The organism is Rhizobium sp. WYCCWR 11152 (assembly GCF_013087615.1).
GTDB lineage: Bacteria > Pseudomonadota > Alphaproteobacteria > Rhizobiales > Rhizobiaceae > Rhizobium > Rhizobium indicum.
Genome location: NZ_JABFCP010000013.1, coordinates 19,535 through 41,555 on the forward strand (window position 1 = coordinate 19,535; position 22,021 = coordinate 41,555).

The following is a 22,021-nucleotide window of genomic DNA, read 5'->3' on the forward strand; positions in this document are numbered from 1 at the left end:
TTCAAAGCGGCCGGTTGATGTTTTTATAGGTCTCGCCGAACTGCTTCAGCCGCTCGTCATAGGCAGCCTTGATACACGCCGCATCCGCTCCGCATTCCTGCCGCTTTTTCAGCCAGGCTGTCTGTTCGTCCTGCAATGTTCCGCGCGAACCCATCGCCAGAAGGCCCGAGAGCAAATCGAAAGTCGTCACCATCTTCACGTCGGCATCGTTGAGTGCTCGGTTGTCGCAGATCGCTTTTTCATCCGGTTTCAATTCTTTCGCATCGCAATCGAAGCTTGCTGCCTGTGCCAGGTTCGATCCAATGAGCAGGATCGCAAAGCCGAGGGCCGCTGTCGTCGTTCTTGTCGTGATCATTCATATGTTCCTATCGCTGCCGGTCAGGCTAGCTTCCGCAGTGCCAGAGCCAGGAAGATGATGCAGATGAGCCAGACGGCAAGGATGAAGATCAGTCCGACCCGGCTGGAGGGACGCTCGATGCGCCCTGTCGCCTCCGTACGAAGCTCGTTCATCACCTCCACTGGCACAAGCCGGATCGCCAGCATGATACCGAGCGGCACGATGAGAAGATCGTCGAGATAGCCGAGGATGGGGATGAAATCGGGGATGAGATCGATGGGCGATAGTGCGTATGCCGCAACGGCGCCGGCCACCGCTTTGGCAGGCCACGGTACGCGGCGATCGCGGGCGGCAAGCCAGAGGGCCACGATGTCACGCTTCAGTGACTTCGCCCAGTTTTTGGCTTTTGATATCAGTTGCATGGCCAATCTTCCTGAATCAAATTCACAATGACTTCAACCGGTTTCCAAGACGCCCTCTCGCCTTGTTCTTCCATGCTTCCGCCCTCTTTCCTTTCTAGCGTCGGGCCGTAGAACAGGATGATTTTAGGCCGGTTCGGCCTAAAATCTGAATCCTGTTCGCAATTAAATAGTTAGAGCATGATGTCGTCCGAAAACCGCTCACACTTTTCGGCATCATGCTCTAAAACGTTCCTCAAGAGGATTCAAAAGGGATACCCATGCAAGGCCTGTTCAAGCGCGCCTCCGTCTCGCTATTCGCTCTCATGCTCGTTCTGCCGCTTGCTGCCCATGCGCAGACGGCAAAGACCGTACCCGAGAGCCAGATGCAGATGCAGCTCTCCTTCGCGCCGCTCGTCAAACAGACGTCAGGCGCCGTCGTCAACGTTTATGCGGAAAAGACCGTCCAGCGGCAGTCGCCCTTTGCCGGCGACCCTTTCTTCGAGCAATTTTTCGGCCAGCAGATGCCAAACCGTTCGGAGAAGCAGTCTTCGCTCGGCTCCGGCGTCATCGTTGAGGCGAACGGCACTGTCGTGACCAACAATCACGTCATCGAGGGCGCCGACGATATAAAGGTGGCGCTCTCGGACGGCCGCGAATTCCCCTGCAAGGTGGTGCTGCGCGACGACCGTGTCGATCTTGCCGTGCTGAAGATCGACACCAAGGAAAGCTTTCCGACATTGCCGATCGGCAATTCCGATACGGTCGAGGTCGGTGATCTCGTGCTGGCGATCGGCAATCCCTTCGGTGTCGGCCAGACAGTGACCAGCGGTATCGTCTCGGCGCTTGCTCGCAACCAGGTGATCAAGAACGAGTTCGGCTTTTTCATCCAGACCGATGCCTCGATCAATCCCGGTAATTCCGGCGGCGCCTTGATGAACATGAAGGGCGAGCTGATCGGCATCAACACGGCGATCTTCTCGCGCGGCGGCGGCTCGAACGGCATTGGCTTCGCTATCCCCGCCAATCTGGTCAAGGTCTTCCTCGCGTCGGCCGATGCCGGTGTCAAATCCTTCGAACGGCCCTATGTCGGCGCGAGCTTCGATGCTGTGACCTCGGAAGTGGCCGAGGCGCTGGGGCTTAACAAGGCCCGCGGCGCGCTCGTCGTCAAGGTTTCGGAAGGTGGGCCGGCGGCCAAGGCTGGGCTGAAGGCCGGCGAAATCGTCACCGCCGTCGATGGAATTTCCGTCGAGCACCCGGATGCGCTGCTCTACCGGCTGACCACGGCCGGTCTCGGCAATTCGGTCAAGCTCACCGTCATCGAGAACGGCCGCGAGGAGCAACTGCCGCTGACGCTCGCCCGCGCCCCGGAAACCTCGCCGCGCGACCAGCGCATCATTGGCGGACGCACGCCGTTTAGCGGTGCCGTCGTCGAGAACCTGTCGCCGCGGGTCGCTGACGAGCTGCGCATGCCGCCGGAATCGGCGGGCGTCGTCGTCTCCGAGGTGAAGGAGGATTCGCCTGCCGCCCGTCTCGGTTTCGAACCGAAGGATATCATCGTCTCGATCAACGGCACCGATGTGAAGTCGACCAGCGAACTGTCCGAGATCGCCGATAGCGACCCCGGCTTCTGGCGGGTCGAGATCGAGCGCGACGGCCAGCGCATCCGGCAATTCTTCCGATGAGCAACGATCTCTTCGCGCCGCGCGTTCCGGAGGAGGTCGCCGCCAGGCGGCCGCTTGCCGACCGGCTGCGGCCGAAGACGCTTGCCGATGTCACCGGTCAGGAACACCTGACCGGTGAGGATGGCGTGCTGAAAAGGATGATCGAAAGCGGCTCGCTTGGCTCGATGATCTTCTGGGGGCCGCCCGGCACCGGCAAGACGACGGTGGCACGGCTGCTCTCGGGCGAGGCGGGACTGGCCTTCGAGCAGATATCGGCGATCTTTTCCGGCGTCGCCGATCTGAAGAAGGTGTTCGAGACAGCCCGCCTGCGGCGTATGGACGGCCGTCAGACGCTGCTCTTCGTCGATGAGATCCATCGTTTCAACCGCGCCCAGCAGGACAGTTTCCTGCCGGTCATGGAGGATGGCACCGTCATCCTCGTCGGCGCCACCACCGAGAACCCTTCCTTCGAACTCAACGCCGCTCTGCTGTCTCGGGCCCGTGTGCTCACCTTCAAGTCGCATGACGAGGAGAGCCTCGAAGAACTGTTGAAGCGTGCCGAGGCGATCGAGCAGAAGCCGCTGCCGCTGACGGAGGATGCCCGTGCCAGCTTGGTGCGCATGGCCGACGGCGATGGCCGCGCGGTGCTGACGCTCGCCGAAGAAGTCTGGCGCGCGGCGCGCGAAGGCGAGAGCTTCGATACCGAAGGCCTGACGCGCATCGTCCAGCGCCGTGCCCCGGTCTATGACAAGGCGCAGGATGGCCACTACAATCTGATCTCGGCACTGCATAAATCCGTACGCGGCTCGGATCCCGATGCCGCGCTCTATTATCTCGCCCGCATGTTCGATGCCGGTGAAGATCCTCTCTATCTCGGCCGGCGGCTGGTGCGCATGGCGGTGGAGGATATCGGTCTTGCCGATCCGCAGGCGCTGGTGATCTGCAATGCCGCCAAGGATGCCTATGAGTATCTCGGTTCGCCGGAAGGCGAACTGGCGCTGGCGCAGGCCTGCGTCTATCTCGCCACCGCCCCGAAATCGAATGCCGTCTACACCGCCTTCAAGGCGGCAAGCCAGGCGGCAAAGCAGAACGGCTCGTTGCTGCCGCCGAAGCATATCCTCAATGCGCCGACCAAGCTGATGAAGGGCGAGGGTTACGGCGACGGCTACCGCTACGACCACGACGAGCCGGATGCCTTTTCCGGCCAGGACTATTTCCCGGAGAAGATGGGACGCCAGATCTTCTACGATCCACCGGAGCGCGGCTTCGAGCGTGATATCCGCAAGCGGCTGGAATGGTGGGCAAAACTTCGCAAGGAGCGCAATCCGCGCTGAAACCTGGCGAACCTCAGGAGGCGCGCGGCGTCTTCTGATTTGCCGGCGCGGCAATCACCTTGACGGAAGATTCCGCAAGCCCGTGATGGCCTTCCATATCGACGATGACATGCCAGTGACCGCTTTCCGGAACGGCGATCTTGATCGGCGATTTGCGTGCCACGCCGCCGATATATTTGAAGTCGAGAACCTCGGTGAACCGCTGGAAATTCGGGGCCGTCATCAGGCGGACATTGTTCACCGCATTCAACGACACCTCGATGATCGTTCCGGCGCGTTGTTCCTTGAGATCGTAATGGGTGAAGCGGAAATTCGGTTTCGGCATCGGTCTCGTGGCGTCTGAAGTCTCTGCGCCAGGATTTTACCAGAATGTGGGTTAAGGAAAAGTTGGAAACCGGGCCTTCAGCTTATGTCTTCGTACTCCCGCTGCATGAAAACAGCGGGAGTACGGCAAGTTTTAGTGGATTTTCGCAGTGCCGCGCGCAAAGGGCGCGAATTCAAGCACCATGCCTGCGGCCGCCCTATGGATATCGGCGGAGGGGCAGTTGCATTCCCCTGCGGCGAAGTGGAGGGCGGCCGCCTCATTGATGAAGAGCCCGCCGACGAGGCCTTCGCGGTCGTGGACGATCCAGCGGCCGCTTCTGTCGCGGCCGACGGTGAAGCGGGCAGAAGGCGAGGGCGCTGCAGAAGGCAGGCTGCGGCGTTGCTGTGCGTTTGCCATTGTGATGATCCTTGGGGTCCTGATGCTTCAGCGGGAGATGAGGTTGAAGGTCATCTGCACCAGCCCGGCAAAAGCCATCGCTGCCGCAAGGCGGGGCGCAATGGCGGCAAAGCCGGAGAGCATCGGATGGGAGGGATTGGCGGCGAGTGCTCTGATGGGACTGCGTTGCAGCGGGTCGCTCTCGGCACTCGGTTCAGTCAGGCGTGACATCGTTTGTCCTTTCGAAATCTCACTCAACCGCCGCTTGACGATGCGGCGGTGTCACGCCTTGGAAGATAGGCGCCTGCGGATAGGGTTTCCATTTGGCGCCAAAGAGGAAAATATAAAAATCTCATAGGGATAGCGCCTTCCTCGCGCTGCTTTCGTCAAGGAAAGGCGCAAGCGCTTCGCCGATGGCCGAACACAGTTCCGGCTCGACGGCGACAAGCGGCAGGCGAAGCTCACCTCCAGCCCGCGCATCAGCCGCGGTGCGTGCTTGATCCTCGCCGGATCGCCCTCCGGCCCGAGCGCTGATATCAGCGGCAGCAACCGATCCTGCAGCGAATGCGCGGCCAAAAGGTTCCCGGCCCGGGCCGCCTGCTGCATCGAGGTTAAGAGCCGCGGCACCACATTGGCGCCCGACGAGATCATGCCGTCGCCGCCGGCGATGGTGAAGGCGAGCGCGGAAGGATCATGCCCGGAAAAGAAGCGGAAGCGCTGCCGCAGGAACGGCGAGAGCCCGGTAAAGCGGGCGATATCGCCCGTGGCGTCGCGCATGCCAAAAATCCCTGGTATGGCCGCCAGCCTGCCGAGCGTTTCCGTCGAAAGATCGCTCGCCGTCTGCGCCGGCGCATGGTTGACGATGACAGGCAGTCCGCCGGCTGCCGCCACCTGCTCGAAGTGGTGGACGATGCCTTTCTGCCCGGGCTTGGAATAATAGGGCACGGTGACGAGTGCTGCAGCGGCGCCCAGCGCTTCCGCCTCACGGGTGAGCGCGATCGTGCTGTCGGTGGAGTTGGTGCCGGTGGCGGCGATGACCGGCACGCGGCCGGCCGCAGACCGAATGACGAGATCGATCACTTCGGCGCGCTCCTGCGGCGAAAGCGTCGAGCCTTCACCCGTCGTCGAGCAGACGGTCAGCCCGTCGACGCCGCTGAGAATCTGCCATTCCGCAAGTGCGCGAAGCGCAGGCCTGTCGAGACCGTCATGACGAAACGGCGTAACGAGGGCGGTGATCGCGCCGCCAAGGCGCGGCATTCCCGCCGTTTCCACGGGCCAGCCTCAGAGCCAGCCGAAAATGACGTAGAGCTCGACGCAGGCGAGCACCACGCCGAAGACAATCAGCGCCTGGGCGGCGCGTTTCTCGCGCATCTGCCGGCTGCCGCGCGTGATCCTGTGCGGGCGAAGGGGCTGGAAACCGGAAGACATGACATCTCGCATGGCATTTGACCTTTGCAGTGATGACGAAAGGCTACTGCCGCTTGCGATAGGAAATCCATTCGGAGCGAGGCGCGAAAATATAGGGATGACATAAAGACCAATGCGAGAAATTTCGAAGCATAGTGTCGGAAAGACATGAGCGCCACCGTCCTTGCGGTATCGACGCAAACATGGGAGCAAGGACATGTCGAAGATGACGCTGATTTCGATGATCGCAACGGCTGCCGCATTCCTGGCGGCGCCCGATATATCAGGCGCCGACAGCAGCACGCCTGTTATCGAGGAGAAGAAGGCTGCAGCGCCGATTGTCAGGAAGGGAAGTCTGCCGGTCAACGGCATCGATTATTATTACGAGATTCGCGGCGAGGGCGAGCCGCTGCTGCTCCTTCACGGCGGCCTCGGGCAGATCGAGATGTTCGCGCCGGTCATGCCTGTTTTCACCGACCACCGGCAGGTGATCGCCGTCGATCTGCAGGGCCATGGCCGCACGCCCCTCGGCAAGCGGCCGATCGAGCTTCCGGCCATCGGCGCCGATCTCGCAATCCTGATGAAGCAGCTCGGTTACGACAAGCTCGATGTCTTCGGCTATTCCTTCGGCGGCGGGGTGGCGTTGAACATGGCGGCGAACGCGCCAGACCAGGTGCGCCGGCTGGTGATCCTCTCGGCACCCTATGCGCAGAACGGCTTCTTCCCGGAGATGCTGCCGCAGCAGGCGGCCGTCGGCGCCGGTATGGCCGACATGATGAAGGACACGCCGATGTTCCTCTCCTACAAGGCGGTGGCGCCTGACGTTTCGGAATTTCCGAAGCTGCTCGACGCCATGGGCGCGCTGATGCGCGAACCCATCGACTATAGCGATGCCGTCGCCCAGCTCACCATGCCGGTCATGCTGATCTATGGCGATGCCGACATGATCCGGCCCGAGCATATGATCGACTTCTACCACAAGCTCGGCGGCGGTCTGCGCGATGCCGGATGGATGCGGGAAAACATGTCGAAGAACCGGCTGGCGATCCTGCCCGATCTCACCCACTACGAGACCTTCGCTTCGCCCCTGATGGCGAATATGGCGATGACCTTCCTCGATGGCGGCGGCAAGGCGCCGAACTGGGCCGAGCAGGTTGGAAAGTAAGCGAAGACGGCCGGGTTTTCCCGGCCGCCCTTCCTCCGCAATCAGCCGCCGCGCTGGTTTTCCCGATCCAACTGCGTCACCAGCGCCAGGATCGTTTCCGAAACCGGCGTCGGCACGGCGCTCAGGCGTCCGAGCGCCACCACCATGCCGACCAGCGGCGTTATTTCGAGCGCCTTGCCGCCGATCAGATCCTGCAGCATCGATGTGCGCACGCCGCCGATATGGCGCGATTGTTCCAACCGCTGCTCGACGGTCATGCTGAACCGCGCACCCAAGGCCTCGCCGACGGCGCGGACCTCACTCATCACCCTACCGACCGTAGCCGAAAGGGCGGGATCCGCCATGATGTCGGTCATCAGCGCTCTGGTCAGCGCGCTGATCGGGTTGAAAGCGGCGTTGCCCATCAACTTGCTCCAGATCTCGCCGCGGATATCAGCTGTCGTCGTAATGCTGAGGCCGGCGCCGGTCAGCACCGCGGCGATCGCCTCGAGATCGGGCGAGATGTCGCCGGAGGGCTCGCCGAGCACGAAGCGGCCGTTGTGGGAAAGCTGGATCTCGCCGGGGTTGATCACCTCGGCACCCTGATAGGCGACGCAGCCGATGACGCGTTCCGGCCCGATCAGCCGCCACAGCCTGCCGCCGGGATCGAGCTCGTCGAACTGCAGCTCGGCATGCCGGCTCTGGGTATCGCGGTGAAAATACCACCACGGAATGCCGTTGAGGATCATGACGACGCGGGTGCCCTCCTTGAGGAGGCCTGCAATGCCTTCGGCGGCGGGCGCCAGCTGATGCCCCTTGAGGCCGGTGATGACGAGATCCTGCGGCGGCAATGTCCTGGGATCGTCGGTCGCGGTAAGGCGGACATTGAGTGGCCTATCCGCATCGGCTTCGCGCAGGCTGAGACCGTTGTCGCGGATGGCGTGGAGATGCGCGCCACGCGCGATAACGGAGATGGCGGCGTCGTTTCCGGCTTGGCTTGCAAGCTTGGCGGCGATAGCGCCGCCGAGCGCCCCGGCGCCATAGATGCAGATGGACTTGATGGACATGCTCGCCTCTTCATGGTGGTGATCGAAACTAGATCTAGGCCATGAGAGGCTCAAGGCGAACGTCAATTTGCCGCATGCTGCACTTTCCTGCACCCACCCTGGTCTTCAGGCAGCCGTTGCTTCGCTTGGAAAATCCGTGGACAAAGCGAGCTGGCGCCAGACGGCAAGTTCCTTTTCGACGCTGGCATGCTGCTCCTCGATCACGGCTACCGTATCGCTGCCGAACGGCATGCGCAGCGGCGGATTGGGCGAATTGGCGAGCGTCATGATGCCGGCGGCAAGTTTGGCGGGATTGCCGGGCTGGGCATGGTTTGCGTCGGCAGCGAAACTACGCATGTTGCCGGCCGGCGTACCCTCGTAGTCCGCGATGGAGGCCGGGCTGATCGCCAGCGAGGTGTCGGCGAGGAAGTCGGTGCGGAAGAAGCCCGGCTCGACGATCGTCACCTTGATGCCGAAGGGTTCGAGTTCGGCGGCCATCGATTCGGACAGGCCTTCGACGGCGAACTTCGTCGAGCCGTAGACGCCCCAGCCGGGATAGCCGAAATAACCGCCGATCGATGAGAAGTTCAGGATGTGGCCGGAGCGCTGGCGGCGCATATAGGGCAGCACGGCTCGTGTCACCTTCAGCAGGCCGAAGACGTTCGTGGCATAGAGCTTTTCGATCTCTTCGGCCGTGGCTTCCTCGACAGCGCCGAGCAGGCCGTAGCCGGCATTGTTGGCGAGGACGTCGATGCGGCCGAAGCGGGCGATGCCGGCAGCCGCTGCCTCCTTGGCCTGCGCCTCGTTGGTGACGTCGAGGGCGACGGCAAGCAGGTTCGGATGGTCGCCGAACTGCTCGATCACGGTCTTCGGGTTGCGGGCGGTGGCGATGACGGCATCGCCTGACGCAAGGGCTTCTTTGGTCATCAGCGCGCCGAAGCCGCGGGATGCACCAGTAATGAACCAGACTTTCATAACGAATTCCTTTCGAACTGTTCGGTTGCGGCATCTCTGTGCCGACGAGGTGAATTTGACCGAAAATCCATTGCTGTATAAGATTTGTTATTTTTGAAACTATGATGAGTTTGATTCAGTAATGCGCGCTACCGAACTGTCCGAACTCGCGGCCTTTGCCGCCGTCGCGCGGCATAAGAGCTTTCGCAAGGCCGGCGAGGAGAGGGGTGTCACCGCCTCTGCGGTGAGCCATGCCGTGCTCAATCTCGAAGACCGGATCGGCATCCGCCTGCTTAACCGCACGACGCGCAGCGTCTCGCTGACGGAGGCCGGCGAACTGCTGATCTCGCATCTCGACCCGGCCTTCGGCGAGATGGCGGCAGCACTCGATGCGCTGAACCGCTATCGCGACACGCCGTTCGGCAAGGTGAGGATCAACGTGCCGAATTCGATCGGCCCCTTCGTCATCGGTCGCATCATCGGTCCGTTGCTGAAAAAGAACCCCAACTTGCAGCTGGAGATCAACGCGACCGACAGGCTGGTCGATATCGTCGAGGAGGGTTTCGATGCCGGCATCCGCTTCGGCGAGCGCGTCACCGAGGGCATGATCGCGCTGCGCATAAAACCGCGCATCCGCCTGGTCGTCGTCGGTTCGCCTGCCTATTTCGAGACCCGGCCGAAGCCGGCGACACCGCACGAGCTCAAGCGCCATCTCTGCATTCAGAACATGTTTCCGTCAGGCGCGCGTTATGCCTGGGAGTTCGAGAAGGACGGCCAGGCGGTGAGCTTTCAGCCGACCGGACCGCTGTCGCTCGACGATCACGAGCTAATGATGCAGGCAGCGCTCGGCGGCGTCGGCCTTGCCTATATCTGGGAGCCCCGCGTGGAAAAGGCGGTCGCCGGCGGCGAGCTGATCCAGGTGCTGGACGACTGGTGCCAGCCGGAGGAACCGCTCTATCTCTACTATCCGAGCCGCCGCCATATGTCGGCGGGCTTCAGGGCGGTCATCGACGCGATGAAGGCGGAGTAAAAGAGGCCAGGATGCCTGCCCGCCGCCGGCGGTCACCCAGCACAGCTGGGATCAGCCGGTGGCGGACCAAGGCTCCGATATCAGCGAGAAAAGCGCCGACGGGTAAGAAATTGGCGTCGCTGGCGCGATCCATGTCAAGTCGGCGGCCATCAAGCCCGCGTGCCGGCAATCGTCTGAAGCGCCGCAAAATAAACCGCTAGGTCGCGGGCAGGATCTGCCGGGAGCGTCGTTGCACGGAACACCTTGCCTCCCGTCGCCTCGATCCCTCCGTCGATCATCAGGTTGTCGGCCATGCCGTGATTTTCGATCGCGATGCCATCCGGTCCGCGGGGGCGTCCGCTCGTCTCGTCGATATCGAGCCCCGCATACCAGATCGAGCGAACGCGCAGGCCATAGTCGTCGGGGTGATTGATATAGGCGAAGACCGCTTTTCCCAGCGCAATCATAAAGCCGATCTCGTAGACCGTACCCGGATCGGCGCTGACGCCTCGAAAAGGAGTGATGTTGGCAAGGCAGATTTCGGCTCGACGCATGGCGTCGTCGTTGCGTGCATAGATCTCTGCGGCCGTCCGCTTCACCGGCGTCTGGTTTTCGTCGCTGCCGGGACCGGTCGACTCGAAGCCGAACTGGCGCGCCAATCGGCGTTTTTCGGCCATGATGGGCATGGCATCCGGAAGAAAGACTTCCGGGCCGGCAAGGTAAATGGTGGTCATCGGTATCCTTCACTCACAAGACGAGGCGCCGGGGTGGGACAGCCAGGCACGCCGTCTTTTTCCGACGGAAGCGCGGCAAATGGCAAGCCGTACCGGCAGGCATTGTCCAATTTTTTTACTAGCAGCCTGATGCGGCGGCAGTGGACGGGCAACGGTCGACTTCATTCCCGACACAGCGGAGGGACGTCCGGAGGAGCTGCGCTATCTCCATCATCGAGTCGCCGCCTGAGATCGGCGGGTTTCAGGCGGCGAGGCGATGCAGGCGGAATAAAAAGCTTGAGGTTCGCGCCTGTCACCCTTTTGACTCCGGTGGACGAACCGGCCAAAGATGCCGCCTTGGCCAACATCGTCGGGAGAGGTTGATGAACGGTCGGATTTTGCCAGCTGGTATTCGAAGAGCCCCAAAGCGGCTCAAATGTCTGTTCCCCGCTTTGGCTGCGCTGATGCTGCTCGCCTCGGCAGCGGTCGGGCGGGACATTGGGCCGCAAAGCCCGGCCTCGCGCGAACAGGTCGAAAAACTCGTCGGCCTCTGGAAAGATCACTTTGCCGGCGCCGATAGCCTGCAGCAGCGGCGAACGGCCTTCAGGACGCTGATGGAGACGACGCCGGGGCCGACGCGCATCCAGGTGCGGCAGGTCGATGCCGACGGCGTCGACGCCGAGCTGATGTGGCCTGCCCGTCTTCATCACCCGATCGGCCAAAGGGTAATCCTCTATATTCATGGCGGCGGCTTTTCCAGCGGCTCCATTCGCACACATAGCCTGCTTGCCGGCTCGCTCGCCAAGGCCGCATCCAGCGACATTCTTCTCATTGATTATCGGCTGATGCCCGAATATGGCTACCCCGCGCAGATCAACGACGCGCTGACCGCCTATCGCTGGCTTCTCGACAACGGCTATCGGAGCGAGAATGTGATCGTGGCCGGAGACGGCGCCGGCGGCAATATCGCGATCGAGACGGTGCTGAGGCAGATGCAGGCGGCAAAGCCGTTGCCGGCGGCTGTGATTGCGCTCAGCCCCATCACCGATCTTGCCGCGACAGGCGGATCTATGACATCAAACGCCGGAAGCGATCCGCTGGTCGGCAAGGACTGGATCGAGACCTTGCGCAAGACCTATCTCCGCAGCCGGTCTCCGACCGATCCCCAGGCATCGCCGCTTTATGCTGACATGACCGGCTTTCCGCCGCTGTTGCTGCAGGTCGGCTCCGGCGAAGTCCTGCTGGACGATACGCTGCGGCTCGCCGACAAGGCGCGCGTGGCGGGAGTGGACGTCACTACCGAGGTCTGGCCGGGCATGCCGCATCAGTGGCAGCTGTTTCCCTCTCTGCTCGACGATGCCGATCGGTCGAGCCAGAATATCGCTGAGTTTGCGATCCGGCATTTTGCGGACAAACCGCAAGAGTAGGGGTCGCAAGAGCAGATGCCGGACGCCCTCCGTCATTGCATCATTGCGATGTGCCGCGGGACGGTGAGGGCGCCAGAGGCCGCTCGACCTCTCGGCCGACGCTGAGCGTCTTTCGCACATTCGGCTCCAGCCGCTCGATATAGGCGTGGTCGGGTGCAGCGCCCAGCGCATCCAGCATTTTCGAGAAGAAACACCGGGCCGCTGCCGCAGCCGTGACGTCGAAGACATCGGCGTCGCTCAGCCCGTGTTTCTTCAGTCCGTCGATATCCTGCTGCGTCACCGACGTCGCATCGCGCGCCACCTTGGCGGCAAAAGCCATGATCGCGCGTTCGCCGGCATCGATCGGCGCCTTCTCCGTCTCGTTGACAACAGCCGTCAGCCCGTCGCTGGTGAAACCCTCGCGCAGCAGCACCGAGCCGTGCGCCAGCATGCAATAGGAGGATTTGAGCTCCTTGGCCGCCGCCAGCGTCACCAGTTCGTAGCGCCGCAAGCTCATATGGCCGCGAATGCTCGAAAGCAGCGCCGCCCAGCTCTCCATCACCTCCGGCCGATGGCCGAAGGCCCGATACATGTTCGGCAGATAACCATAATTCGCCTCGGCCGACGCATACATCGACGTCGTCTTCTCGCTGGCGGATGCGTTGGGGGTGTGAATGAAAGTCATGGCATGATCCTCCTCTATTGGGAGAAGGATAGGGTAGATAAGCAGGACAGCAATCCTGAAACGTCAGGCAGCATCACTGCTCGCAGAAGCGTTACCACTTCTCTTGATTGGAAGCGTTACGGTGAATGTCGATCCGCACCCTCTTGCACTTCGAACCTCTATCGAGCCGTCGTGCAGTTCGATGATCTGCTTCACCAGATTGAGGCCGATACCCGTTCCGGCAATCCCGGTCGACGTCCGGGCCCGAAAATAGCGCTGGAACAGCCGGGGCACGTCTTCGGCATCGATCCCCACGCCATCGTCGCTGATCGAAACTTTGACGTTTCCCGTCTCCGCCCATGCGGTGACGCGAATTTCTGAGGTTCCGGGCGCGTACTTGACGGCATTGGAAAGCAGGTTGGTAAAGACCTGTGCCAAAGTGCGGGGATCGGCATCTATGAACTCTGGCAGCCGATCGATATCCAACACAAAGCTGTGCGATTTTGAGATCGTCGACTGCCGCTCGCAACAGGTTTTTATCAATGATCTCAATGCGCAGGCGTCGTAGTTGATATCGATCTTGCCGGTGTCGAGGCGTCCGGCTGACAGGATGCTCTCCATGAGATCGACAATCCGGGTCACCGATGCGCGGATTTGATCGACCTTGTCGCTGAGAAATTCGGGCTCGACCGCCCCCTTTTTTCGCAGCAGCCGCTGGGCAGCAGCGTCGATGATTGCCAGCGGGGTCCTGAATTCATGGGATGCCATCGCCACGAATTGCCGTTGCAATTCGTTGATGTTCCTCTCCTGCGCCAGCATTCGCTCGAGTTCCCGCGCCTGCCGCTCGACTTCTGCCGTGCGGCTCTTAACCGTCGCTTCGAGCTGATCGTGATGCCGGCGCAGCTCTTCCGCCAACCGGACGGTCTTGGTGACATCCTCATGGGTGGCCACGTATCCACCGTTTTGCATCGGATTGTGGGTGATCTTGATAACGCGCCCATCGGCCAGGACGATGTTTTGGCTGGCCGGCGCACCGCGGGTTGTTGCTTCGAAGACCACATCAAAATAGGTCGTGGTATCGGCCGGGCCATTTCCCTCCCGGCTGCGATAGGCCAGGATATCCACAAGTGGTGTCCCCGGTTGCGTTAGCAGGTCCGGCAGATTGTACATCCGCGCGTAGGAGGCGTTGCACAATATCAGGTTCTTTGTCGAATCGAACATGCACAGCCCATGCGGCATGTTGCTGAGCGCTGCGTCGAACCGGCGATGTTGTTCGGTCAGGCTGTCTTCGACGCGAATGAGAGTCGAGATGTCTTCGTAACTGAGGATCCAGCCTCCATCCCGTGATGGGGCGCAGGTCAATGAGACCATCCCTCCGTCGGAAAGGGCAAACTGAGACGTGGGCGCTCCACCGGCCATCGACCGCCGGGATGCCACTGCACGGCAGTTTGCGGTGCCCGGCAATCCGTCGATATTCATGCCTTTGCGGATGGCGCCTTGCGGAAGGCCGAGAATATCAAGCGTGCGTGAATTGAAAGCCGTCACCGTACCGGCAGGATCGAGCAGAACAATGCCCTGAGGCAGGCTCTCCAGGATAGATTCAAACGAGTGTGGCATCATCCGGCCCTGCTTCAGATCTGGCGCGTTGCACGTATCCGTAGCATTCGTCACAAACGATAAAGTTTCGCTAATGCCTCTGGGCGGGCGTTCCTTGAGAGCAATTCCAGCAAAACTGCGCCGCGATTCTGCGTCACTTAGCCGAGTTGGGCCAGTTGCTCGTCCAGAAAATCAAGGATGTCCTCGCCCACCTCGTTGACGTCACCCGGCATGGGTTCGCCGGTCTCCTGATAAACAAGCCAAGCAACGTACATGAGTGCCGTCGTGAGCGCATTCCAGGCGCCTTCGCTGGACTTCCCGGCCGCCTCGGAGAGTCGGCGAAGCGTCCCCGCTCCTCGTCGCTATAGACGAGATCGGAGACGTATCGGCCGGTCAGTCCTGCAGTCCTGCGCCATCACCCCAGGTGCGGATTGCCGCCAAGGCGGCCTCGGCCTCCGGCGCGTGGGGTTCGGTACGCTTGATTTGGAGGACCAGAGAAGCGGCGACGGCTGCCAAGCGCCGTGCTTGCTGGCGTGGCGGCAGAGCAATCAGTTCAGCGCGCAGTTTCATCTGTTCATGTTCTTTATCGGGCTGGTCGCAAAATTTTCTGCCTCTCGAGGTTATTGGATCCACGACATCTGCCGCGATCCATTCTGGGAATTGAAAAGCACTATGGCTGCCTTCGCATATATGTTGCCATCTGGGATAAATCCCATGTCGAAGCGGCTATCCAGGCTGTTGTCACGATTGTCGCCCAGCACGAAGTAATGCCCGTTGGGGACAACGAATTCCCTGGTATTGTCGCCACGGGCGTTGTCCACTTGCTCAACGATCGTATAGCTGCGGCCGGATGGCAGCGTCTCCTTAAACGCCTGCACTGTTACTGATTGATAGGTCAATTCACCCGCCGGTTCGCGCTCAACGGCGGTACCATTCAGGTAAAGAATACCGGATTTCATCTGAATGCGGTCACCCGGCAGGCCGACGACGCGTTTCACGTAATCGACCCTCGGGTCCATTGGCGTCCGGAACATGACGACGTCTCCTCGCTCCGGTCCATGTCCAAATATACGACGCTCCGGTCCAAGCCCGTACGGGAGCGAATAGCGGCTGTACCCGTAGGCGTATTTTTGCGCGAACATGTAGTCGCCGCTCTGCAAATTGGGCAGCATCGAGCTCGACGGTATCGTGAATGGTTGAAAGGCGAAACTTCGAACCAGCATCGCCAAGGCGAACGGTGCAATCAAAAAGATCAGAGCAAGACTATACCACCGCGAGTACCACGGAAACACGGTGTCTGCTGGCACCTTCTTTGCTGCACGATAGCCATGCAATAGGCCGATCAGACGCCAGGCCAAGATCAGGAAATATCCAAAAACAGCGGCTGAAGGAACGCCAAACAACCAGAGTTGCGCGATCGAGATGACGATGCCACCCGTAAAGTAAGCAGTCGCTTTCCAGCCGCGCCCGAGATAGGCCATTACGACATCTGGACCGAATAGAAATCCCAGCGTGGCTGCACAAATGGGGCGGCGAGCGCGAAAAGCTTTAAAAATTTGCATAAAAAATCTCAGTAGGTTTGACGAATATACTCAGGTCACAATCGCTCTTTGGCAGCGCCTCATTTCGACTTGTAGTCGAAGTCTTGAAAAATGCCACCCCCCGATTGGCCGCGTGCTATCGCAGAAAAACGTAGCTTTCTCGTGCCCGAGAATATTGGCGGCGTTTTCCTGCTTGCGGCCCAAATTTAGAACGTTCCAATTTTCCGAGTGCTGACCGCCCCTTTGAGGCGCCAGGAATTTGCGTAAAACGTCAGCGTGAACTGAATCGGCGCGAATTTTCACTTGACAGAATTGGAACGTTCCAAATATCTATCGATCAGTCGACGTTGGTGTCGGGGAGGGGAAATGACAAAGGCGCGGGTAACCGTCATTGACATTGCGAAGGCCGCAGGCGTCTCGAAATCGACGGTTTCGCTGGTGCTTCAGGGCTCCTCCCTGGTCAATGAGGGGACGCGTTCCAAGGTCAATGCGGTGATGCGCGAGCTGGGCTACGTCTACAATCGCGGCGCAGCCAATCTTCGGCAGGCCAGTGCCAAATCGAGGATCATCGGCGTCGTCGTGAACGACCTGACGAACAGCTTCTTCGCGGAACTGGCGGTCGGTGTCGATATGGTCGTTCAGTCGGCCGGGTTCGTGCAATTCCTGTCGAACACCAGCGAGAGCATCGACAGGCAGCGCGAGGTTGTCGCATCGATGCGGGAACATGGCATTTCGGGGCTCATCGTGTCGCCGGCGCGCGCCACCGATGCCGCAGACTTCAAGCCACTCGTCGCCGCAGGGATTCCGGTGGTGGTCGTCGTCAGAAACCTGCCTGGCGCCAAAGTCTCGTCCGTCGTCTCCGACAACCAGGCTGGCATGATGTCTGCGGTCAAGCACCTGGCGGAGCTTGGTCACAAGCGCATCGCTTTTCTCGGCGGCTTTCCCGACACCGCTGTCTTCGACGACCGCCTTACCGGTTACCGAAGCGGCATAGAGGCAGCCGGGCTCGACTATCACCAAGAACTTGTCATCTCGTCGGCGCCTTCGCGAGCCGGCGGGGTAGAGGCGATCGGAAAGGCAATCGTTCTTGCCGACAAACCCACGGCAGCCGTCTGCTTCAACGATGCCGTCGCCTTCGGTGTTTGTGACGGGTTACGTGCCCGCCGTCTGGAGCCCGGCTCCGACTTCGCGGTCGTGGGTTTCGACGACGTCATCGAGGCTCAGGCGGCGGTTCCCGCGCTCACGACGATCTCGGTCGATCCGCAGGGCATTGGCCGCCGCGGCGCGCAGCTGCTTCTGAAGCAGATCAATGCGGGCAAGGCCGAGGCGGAGACGGTGACAACAGCGGTTCGGCTGGTCGTTCGCGAGAGCTGCGGAGCCCGCAAGAGCGTAAAAATCGAAACAGGACTCTGAGTAAGGCCTATGAAGAAGCATCTCACCCCGACCGAAGCAGCCGCACTGATCCCGGATGGCGCTGTTGTAACGGTGTCTTCCTCAAGCGGTCTCGGTTGCCCGGACCTCATGCTGAAGGCGATTGGCGAACGTTTCGATGCGATCGGCCATCCCCGGGATATTACGACCCTTCATCCTATCGCCGCCGGCGACATGAGCGGTATCAAGGGCGTCGACCATATCGCCAAGAAGGGGCTGCTCAAGCGCATCATCGGTGGCTCCTATCCGTCCGGTCCATCGTCGTCTGAGCCGCCGCTGATCTGGCAAATGATCACCAACAACGAAATCCCGGCCTACAACATTCCCTCGGGTATCCTCTTCGATATTCATCGCGAGGCCGCCGCGAAGCGGCCGGGTGTTCTGACCAAGATCGGCATCGATACATTCGTCGATCCCGAGCGGCAGGGTTGCGCGATGAACGGCCTGGCTTCGGAGCATCCGGTGGTCAAGCGCGTGCGCTTCGAGGGCGACGACTGGTTGTTCTTTCCCTCGATCGTCCCTGAGATCGCCATCATCCGCGCCACCACCGCCGACGAGCGCGGCAACCTGACATACGAGCATGAAGGCGCCTATCTCGGCGGCCTCGATCAGGCGCTGGCCGCACGCAACAACGGCGGCATCGTCATCGCCCAGGTCAAGCGGATCACCAAGGAAGGCTCGCTGAAGCCTCATGACGTCCGCGTGCCTGGAATGCTGGTCGATTATGTGGTCGTCGATCCGGAACAGAAGCAGACGACGCAGACGCAATACGATCCGGCAATTTCCGGGGAGATCTTCCGCCCGCTCGATAGTTTCAGCGTTCCGGAGTTCAATGTTCAGAAAGTTATCGCGCGCCGTGTCGCGCAGGAACTTCAGGCGGGAAGCTGCGTCAATCTCGGCTTCGGCATATCGGCCAACGTGCCGCGCATCCTGCTGGAGGAGGGGCTCCATGGCGCGGTCACTTGGGTCATCGAGCAAGGCGCGGTCGGTGGGGTACCGCTGCTCGACTTCGCCTTTGGCTGCGCCTCCAACGCCGACGCCTACATGCCGTCTCCCTATCAGTTCACCTATTTCCAGGGGGCAGGCTTCGATGCATCGCTGCTGTCCTTCCTCGAGATCGGCAAAGACGGTTCGGTCAACGTCTCCAAGCTTTCCTTCCGGCCGCATGTGACGGCTGGCGCCGGAGGCTTCGTCGACATCACGGCCCGGGCTAAGAAGATCGTATTCTCAGGCATGTTCAACGCCGGAGCGAAGCTTTCGATCGCCGATGGAGCTCTTTTCATCGAGAAGGAAGGCAAGCTGAAGAAGCTCGTGAACGAGGTCGAACATGTCACCTTCAGCGGCAGGCGCGCGATCGAGCAGGGCCAGGACATCACCTATGTCACTGAGCGGTGCGTGATGAAGCTGACGCCCGACGGCGTCGTCCTCACCGAGATTGCCCCAGGCGTCGATCTCCAGTCCCACATCCTCGATCAGTCGGAGTTTCCGCTGATCGTGGCGCCGGACCTGAAGGTCATGGACGCCGCGCTCTTCGGGGAGGCAAACATCGGCCTGTCGCTTTCGGAAAAAACGGCACGGACACTGGAGGGCAGCTTCCATGGCTAGCGGAACAGTCAGAATTGACGTCGATGGACATGTTGCGACGCTGACGATTTCTCGTCCGGAGAAGCTGAACGCACTCGACCTGGATATGCTCAAGGCGTTGGCGGACGCAGCCGACGAGGTGGAGGCGAACGCCAATGTGCGCGCTGCCATTCTCACGGGTGAAGGAAAGGGCTTTTCCGCTGGAGGCGATATCAAGGCCTGGGGCGGAATGTTACCTCAGGAGTTCGGTCATCTCTGGGTTCGGCATGGCCACCGTATCTTCGAAAGACTGGCGACGCTCAGGGTGCCGCTGATCGCGGCTCTGAATGGCCATGCCCTCGGGGGAGGGCTTGAACTTGCAGGGGTTGCGGACATTCGCTTCGCAGAGGAGCAGATCAAGATCGGCCTGCCCGAGACCGGCCTTGGAATGGTGCCGGGCTGGTCTGGGACCCAGCGTCTTGTGCGCCGGTTCGGGGCGCAAGCCGTCCGGCGCATGGCCTTGGGCGGCGAGATATTCACCGCCGAGGAGGCACGCCTGCTCGGGATCGTAGACGCGGTCGTTCCCACAGGAAACGCGCTCGTCGCCGCCAGGGAATATGCTGGGCGGATTGCCGCAAGGGCGCCGGCTGCGACCGAGATCGCGAAGTTGATGATCGCATCGGCAAACGGCGAAGACAACGGAACCGCGGTTGAAGCCCTGGGCTCGATCCTCGCTGCGAAGACCGGCGATCTGAAGGAGGGCGTCGCATCATTCAGCGAGAAGCGCCCGGCAACGTTCAAGGGAGAATGGTAATGACGGTTCTCGTCAACCCCACCGCGCTCAGAGACCACAAAGCGCGTGATTTCAAGATGCTCATCGATGGCAAATGGGAGGCAGGCAGCTCCGATCCGATCGAGCGTGTCGCTCCAAGCCATGGTGTCGTGGTCAGCCGGTTTCCGACCGGCAGCAAGAGGGACGCCGAGCATGCTATCGCTTCGGCACGCAAGGCGTTCGACCTCGGGCCGTGGCCCCGAATGACCGCTTCCGAACGTTCCGCCATCCTGCTCAAGGCTGCTGATTTGATCGCGGCGCGTGCAGAGGAGCTAGCATTTCTCGATGCGATCGAGGCGGGAAAACCGATCACCCAGGTGCGGGGAGAAATTGCCGGCTCCGTTGACATATGGCGCTATGCGGCAGCTCTTGCCCGCGATCTCCACGGAGAGAGCTATAACACGCTCGGCGATGGCACGCTCGGCGTCGTCTTGCGCGAAGCGATCGGCGTGGTGTCGATCATCACGCCTTGGAACTTTCCGTTCCTGATCGTTGGCCAGAAGCTGCCATTCGCCTTGGCCGCTGGCTGCACCACCGTCGTCAAGCCCTCGGAACTGACCTCAGGATCGACGCTGGTGCTGGGAGAGATCCTGCAGGAAGCAGGCGTGCCGGATGGCGTCGTCAACATTGTCACCGGTACGGGACCAGAGGTCGGTGCGGTCATGACGTCGCATCCCGACGTCGACATGGTGTCCTTCACCGGCTCGACCGGTGTCGGAAAGCTGACCATGTCGAAAGCCGCACAGACGCTGAAGAAGGTCTCGCTGGAACTGGGCGGGAAGAACCCGCAGATCGTGTTCCCGGATGCCGATCTCGATGCCTTTATCGATGCCGCGGTCTTCGGCGCATACTTCAATGCCGGCGAGTGCTGCAATGCCGGCTCGCGGCTGATCCTTCACAAATCAATCGCTTCCGATGTCGTCAAGCGGATTGCTGAGCTGTCGAAGGCGGTGAAGGTCGGCGACCCGCTCGATCCTTCGACGCAGGTCGGCGCCATCATCACGCCGCAACACCTGGAGAAGATATCAGGATACGTCGCCGCCGCGAGGAGCAGCGGTGCCCGGGTCGCGCATGGCGGCGAGACGCTCGACCTCGGCATGGGGCAGTTCATGTCGCCGACGATCCTCGAAGAGGTCACCCCCGATATGGCCGTGGCGCGCGAGGAAGTCTTTGGTCCGGTGCTTTCGGTCCTGACATTCGAGACATCGGCCGAAGCCATCAGGATTGCGAATTCCATCGACTATGGCCTGTCGGCCGGTGTCTGGAGCCGCGATTTCGACACGTGCCTGACGATCGGCCGGTCGGTGCGGGCGGGGACGGTCTGGATGAACACCTTCATGGACGGCGCCTCGGAACTTCCCTTCGGCGGTTACAAGCAAAGCGGCCTTGGTCGCGAACTCGGTCGCCATGCGGTCGAAGATTACACCGAGACCAAGACGCTGAACATGCATATCGGCAAGCGCACCAGCTGGTGGATGCCGCAGACGGAAAAGCCGGCCTAGCCGGCGGCCGAACTACGCTCGAGGAGGGCGGGTGATTGGTGCGGGAATGGGTCCCGCATCTTCCAAACTGGAACTGGGAGGTTCTTCGATGAACAAGTTTTTGACCACGACCGCAATGGTCGCATTGGCTCTGGCCGGCGCTCATGTGTCCGCCCACGCCGCTGACGTCAAGGAAGTGCAGATGCTGCACTGGTGGACGTCAGGTGGCGAGGCAGCGGCGCTGAACGTCTTGAAGCAGGATCTTTCGAAGGAAGGTTTTGCCTGGAAGGACGTGCCGGTGGCCGGCGGTGGCGGCGATGCGGCGATGACGGCGCTGAAGGCGATGGTTGCGGCCGGCACCTATCCGACAGCCTCGCAGATGCTGGGTTATACCGTGCTCGATTATGCCCAGGCCGGCGTCATGGGCGATCTGACCGAGACGGCGAAGAAGGAAGGCTGGGACAAGTCGGTTCCGGCAGCCCTGCAGAAGTTCTCGGTCTATGACGGCAAGTGGGTTGCTGCCCCCGTCAACGTGCACTCGGTCAACTGGCTGTGGATCAACAAGGCTGTGATGGACAAGATCGGCGGCACCCAGCCGAAGACCTTCGACGAGCTGATCGCCCTGCTCGACAAGGCCAAGGCAGCCGGCGTGATCCCGCTCGCCCTTGGCGGCCAGAACTGGCAGGAAGCGACGATGTTCGATTCCATCGTGCTGTCGACCGGCGGTCCGGAATTCTACAAGAAGGCCTTCAACGACCTCGACGATGAATCGCTGAAGTCCGACACGATGAAGAAGTCCTT

At 61.2% G+C, this 22,021-nt stretch carries 23 protein-coding genes and 1 pseudogene; 10 read left to right on the top strand and 14 right to left on the bottom strand.

What is annotated here, in order from left to right; genetic code table 11:
• Position 1 precedes the first annotated feature (1 nt).
• Positions 2-355, bottom strand: a complete 354-nt coding sequence (locus tag G9X67_RS26950; RefSeq protein WP_138328190.1) for a hypothetical protein — start codon at positions 353-355, stop codon at positions 2-4.
• A 23-nt stretch (positions 356-378) separates the two neighbouring features.
• Positions 379-759, bottom strand: coding sequence for a DUF1232 domain-containing protein (locus tag G9X67_RS26955; RefSeq protein ID WP_171600102.1), 381 nt, complete (start codon positions 757-759; stop codon positions 379-381).
• A 257-nt stretch (positions 760-1,016) separates the two neighbouring features.
• Here G9X67_RS26955 and G9X67_RS26960 point away from each other — a divergent pair, with 257 nt between their 5' ends.
• Positions 1,017-2,420, top strand: a complete 1,404-nt coding sequence (locus tag G9X67_RS26960) for a DegQ family serine endoprotease (protein ID WP_171600103.1) — start codon at positions 1,017-1,019, stop codon at positions 2,418-2,420.
• Entirely contained in the window at positions 2,417-3,733 is a 1,317-nt protein-coding gene (locus tag G9X67_RS26965) for a replication-associated recombination protein A (RefSeq protein WP_029872801.1), read from the top strand. Before G9X67_RS26960 ends, G9X67_RS26965 begins: the two co-directional genes overlap by 4 nt.
• 13 nt (positions 3,734-3,746) lie before the next feature.
• Here G9X67_RS26965 and G9X67_RS26970 read toward each other — a convergent pair whose 3' ends face one another.
• From G9X67_RS26970 to G9X67_RS26990, 5 genes and pseudogenes are all read right to left on the bottom strand, one after another.
• A complete protein-coding gene (locus G9X67_RS26970) occupies positions 3,747-4,058 on the bottom strand; it encodes a DUF1883 domain-containing protein (RefSeq protein WP_003547605.1) in 312 nt (103 codons plus the stop codon).
• Positions 4,059-4,190: 132 nt separating this feature from the next.
• Positions 4,191-4,454 carry a hypothetical protein gene (locus G9X67_RS26975; protein WP_138328185.1) on the bottom strand — a complete coding sequence of 88 codons (264 nt, stop codon included), beginning with the start codon at positions 4,452-4,454 and terminating at the stop codon, positions 4,191-4,193.
• Between the two features lie 27 nt (positions 4,455-4,481).
• Entirely contained in the window at positions 4,482-4,664 is a 183-nt protein-coding gene (locus G9X67_RS26980; RefSeq protein ID WP_171600104.1) for a hypothetical protein, read from the bottom strand.
• A 121-nt stretch (positions 4,665-4,785) separates the two neighbouring features.
• A pseudogene (gene dapA, locus G9X67_RS26985) lies at positions 4,786-5,705 on the bottom strand (4-hydroxy-tetrahydrodipicolinate synthase).
• Between the two features lie 9 nt (positions 5,706-5,714).
• Positions 5,715-5,861 (bottom strand): hypothetical protein, encoded by a 147-nt coding sequence (locus tag G9X67_RS26990; protein ID WP_171600105.1) that lies wholly within the window; start codon positions 5,859-5,861, stop codon positions 5,715-5,717.
• 196 nt (positions 5,862-6,057) lie between these two features.
• Between G9X67_RS26990 and G9X67_RS26995 the strand changes: the two genes are divergently transcribed.
• Positions 6,058-7,005 (top strand): alpha/beta fold hydrolase, encoded by a 948-nt coding sequence (locus G9X67_RS26995; RefSeq protein WP_171600106.1) that lies wholly within the window; start codon positions 6,058-6,060, stop codon positions 7,003-7,005.
• 41 nt (positions 7,006-7,046) lie between these two features.
• On the opposite strand, the gene G9X67_RS27000 is transcribed toward G9X67_RS26995, so the two are convergent.
• Together G9X67_RS27000 and G9X67_RS27005 are read right to left on the bottom strand one after the other, a co-directional pair.
• Entirely contained in the window at positions 7,047-8,051 is a 1,005-nt protein-coding gene (locus tag G9X67_RS27000; protein WP_171600107.1) for a 2-dehydropantoate 2-reductase, read from the bottom strand.
• Between the two features lie 105 nt (positions 8,052-8,156).
• Positions 8,157-9,005, bottom strand: coding sequence for an oxidoreductase (locus tag G9X67_RS27005; RefSeq protein WP_138391173.1), 849 nt, complete (start codon positions 9,003-9,005; stop codon positions 8,157-8,159).
• A gap of 121 nt (positions 9,006-9,126) precedes the next feature.
• Between G9X67_RS27005 and G9X67_RS27010 the strand changes: the two genes are divergently transcribed.
• Complete coding sequence (locus tag G9X67_RS27010) at positions 9,127-10,014, top strand: LysR family transcriptional regulator (protein ID WP_171600108.1); 888 nt, start codon at positions 9,127-9,129, stop codon at positions 10,012-10,014.
• Between the two features lie 149 nt (positions 10,015-10,163).
• On the opposite strand, the gene G9X67_RS27015 is transcribed toward G9X67_RS27010, so the two are convergent.
• Positions 10,164-10,727, bottom strand: coding sequence for a nucleoside 2-deoxyribosyltransferase (locus G9X67_RS27015; protein ID WP_171600109.1), 564 nt, complete (start codon positions 10,725-10,727; stop codon positions 10,164-10,166).
• 431 nt (positions 10,728-11,158) lie between these two features.
• On the opposite strand from G9X67_RS27015, the gene G9X67_RS27020 reads away from it, so the two are divergent.
• Entirely contained in the window at positions 11,159-12,133 is a 975-nt protein-coding gene (locus G9X67_RS27020; RefSeq protein WP_171600115.1) for an alpha/beta hydrolase, read from the top strand.
• Between the two features lie 40 nt (positions 12,134-12,173).
• On the opposite strand, the gene G9X67_RS27025 is transcribed toward G9X67_RS27020, so the two are convergent.
• From G9X67_RS27025 to lepB, 4 genes are all read right to left on the bottom strand, one after another.
• Entirely contained in the window at positions 12,174-12,797 is a 624-nt protein-coding gene (locus G9X67_RS27025; protein WP_171600110.1) for a carboxymuconolactone decarboxylase family protein, read from the bottom strand.
• A 63-nt stretch (positions 12,798-12,860) separates the two neighbouring features.
• A complete protein-coding gene (locus G9X67_RS27030; RefSeq protein WP_171600111.1) occupies positions 12,861-14,396 on the bottom strand; it encodes a PAS-domain containing protein in 1,536 nt (511 codons plus the stop codon).
• Positions 14,397-14,765: 369 nt separating this feature from the next.
• Positions 14,766-14,942, bottom strand: a complete 177-nt coding sequence (locus G9X67_RS35140; protein WP_246413080.1) for a hypothetical protein — start codon at positions 14,940-14,942, stop codon at positions 14,766-14,768.
• 50 nt (positions 14,943-14,992) lie between these two features.
• Positions 14,993-15,934 (bottom strand): signal peptidase I, encoded by a 942-nt coding sequence (gene lepB, locus G9X67_RS27040; RefSeq protein ID WP_246697237.1) that lies wholly within the window; start codon positions 15,932-15,934, stop codon positions 14,993-14,995.
• Positions 15,935-16,279: 345 nt separating this feature from the next.
• Here lepB and G9X67_RS27045 point away from each other — a divergent pair, with 345 nt between their 5' ends.
• The 5 genes from G9X67_RS27045 to G9X67_RS27065 form a co-directional block, all read left to right on the top strand.
• Positions 16,280-17,326, top strand: a complete 1,047-nt coding sequence (locus tag G9X67_RS27045) for a LacI family DNA-binding transcriptional regulator (RefSeq protein WP_171600112.1) — start codon at positions 16,280-16,282, stop codon at positions 17,324-17,326.
• Positions 17,327-17,335: 9 nt separating this feature from the next.
• Entirely contained in the window at positions 17,336-18,949 is a 1,614-nt protein-coding gene (locus tag G9X67_RS27050; RefSeq protein ID WP_171600113.1) for an acyl CoA:acetate/3-ketoacid CoA transferase, read from the top strand.
• On the top strand, positions 18,942-19,721 hold the full coding sequence (locus G9X67_RS27055; RefSeq protein ID WP_138328173.1) for an enoyl-CoA hydratase/isomerase family protein: 780 nt from the start codon (positions 18,942-18,944) through the stop codon (positions 19,719-19,721). The genes G9X67_RS27050 and G9X67_RS27055 overlap by 8 nt, the downstream gene beginning before the upstream one ends.
• Positions 19,721-21,241 carry an aldehyde dehydrogenase family protein gene (locus G9X67_RS27060; RefSeq protein ID WP_138328172.1) on the top strand — a complete coding sequence of 507 codons (1,521 nt, stop codon included), beginning with the start codon at positions 19,721-19,723 and terminating at the stop codon, positions 21,239-21,241. Before G9X67_RS27055 ends, G9X67_RS27060 begins: the two co-directional genes overlap by 1 nt.
• An 88-nt stretch (positions 21,242-21,329) precedes the next feature.
• On the top strand, positions 21,330-22,021 hold a 692-nt coding region (locus tag G9X67_RS27065), incomplete at its 3' end, for an ABC transporter substrate-binding protein (protein WP_171600114.1).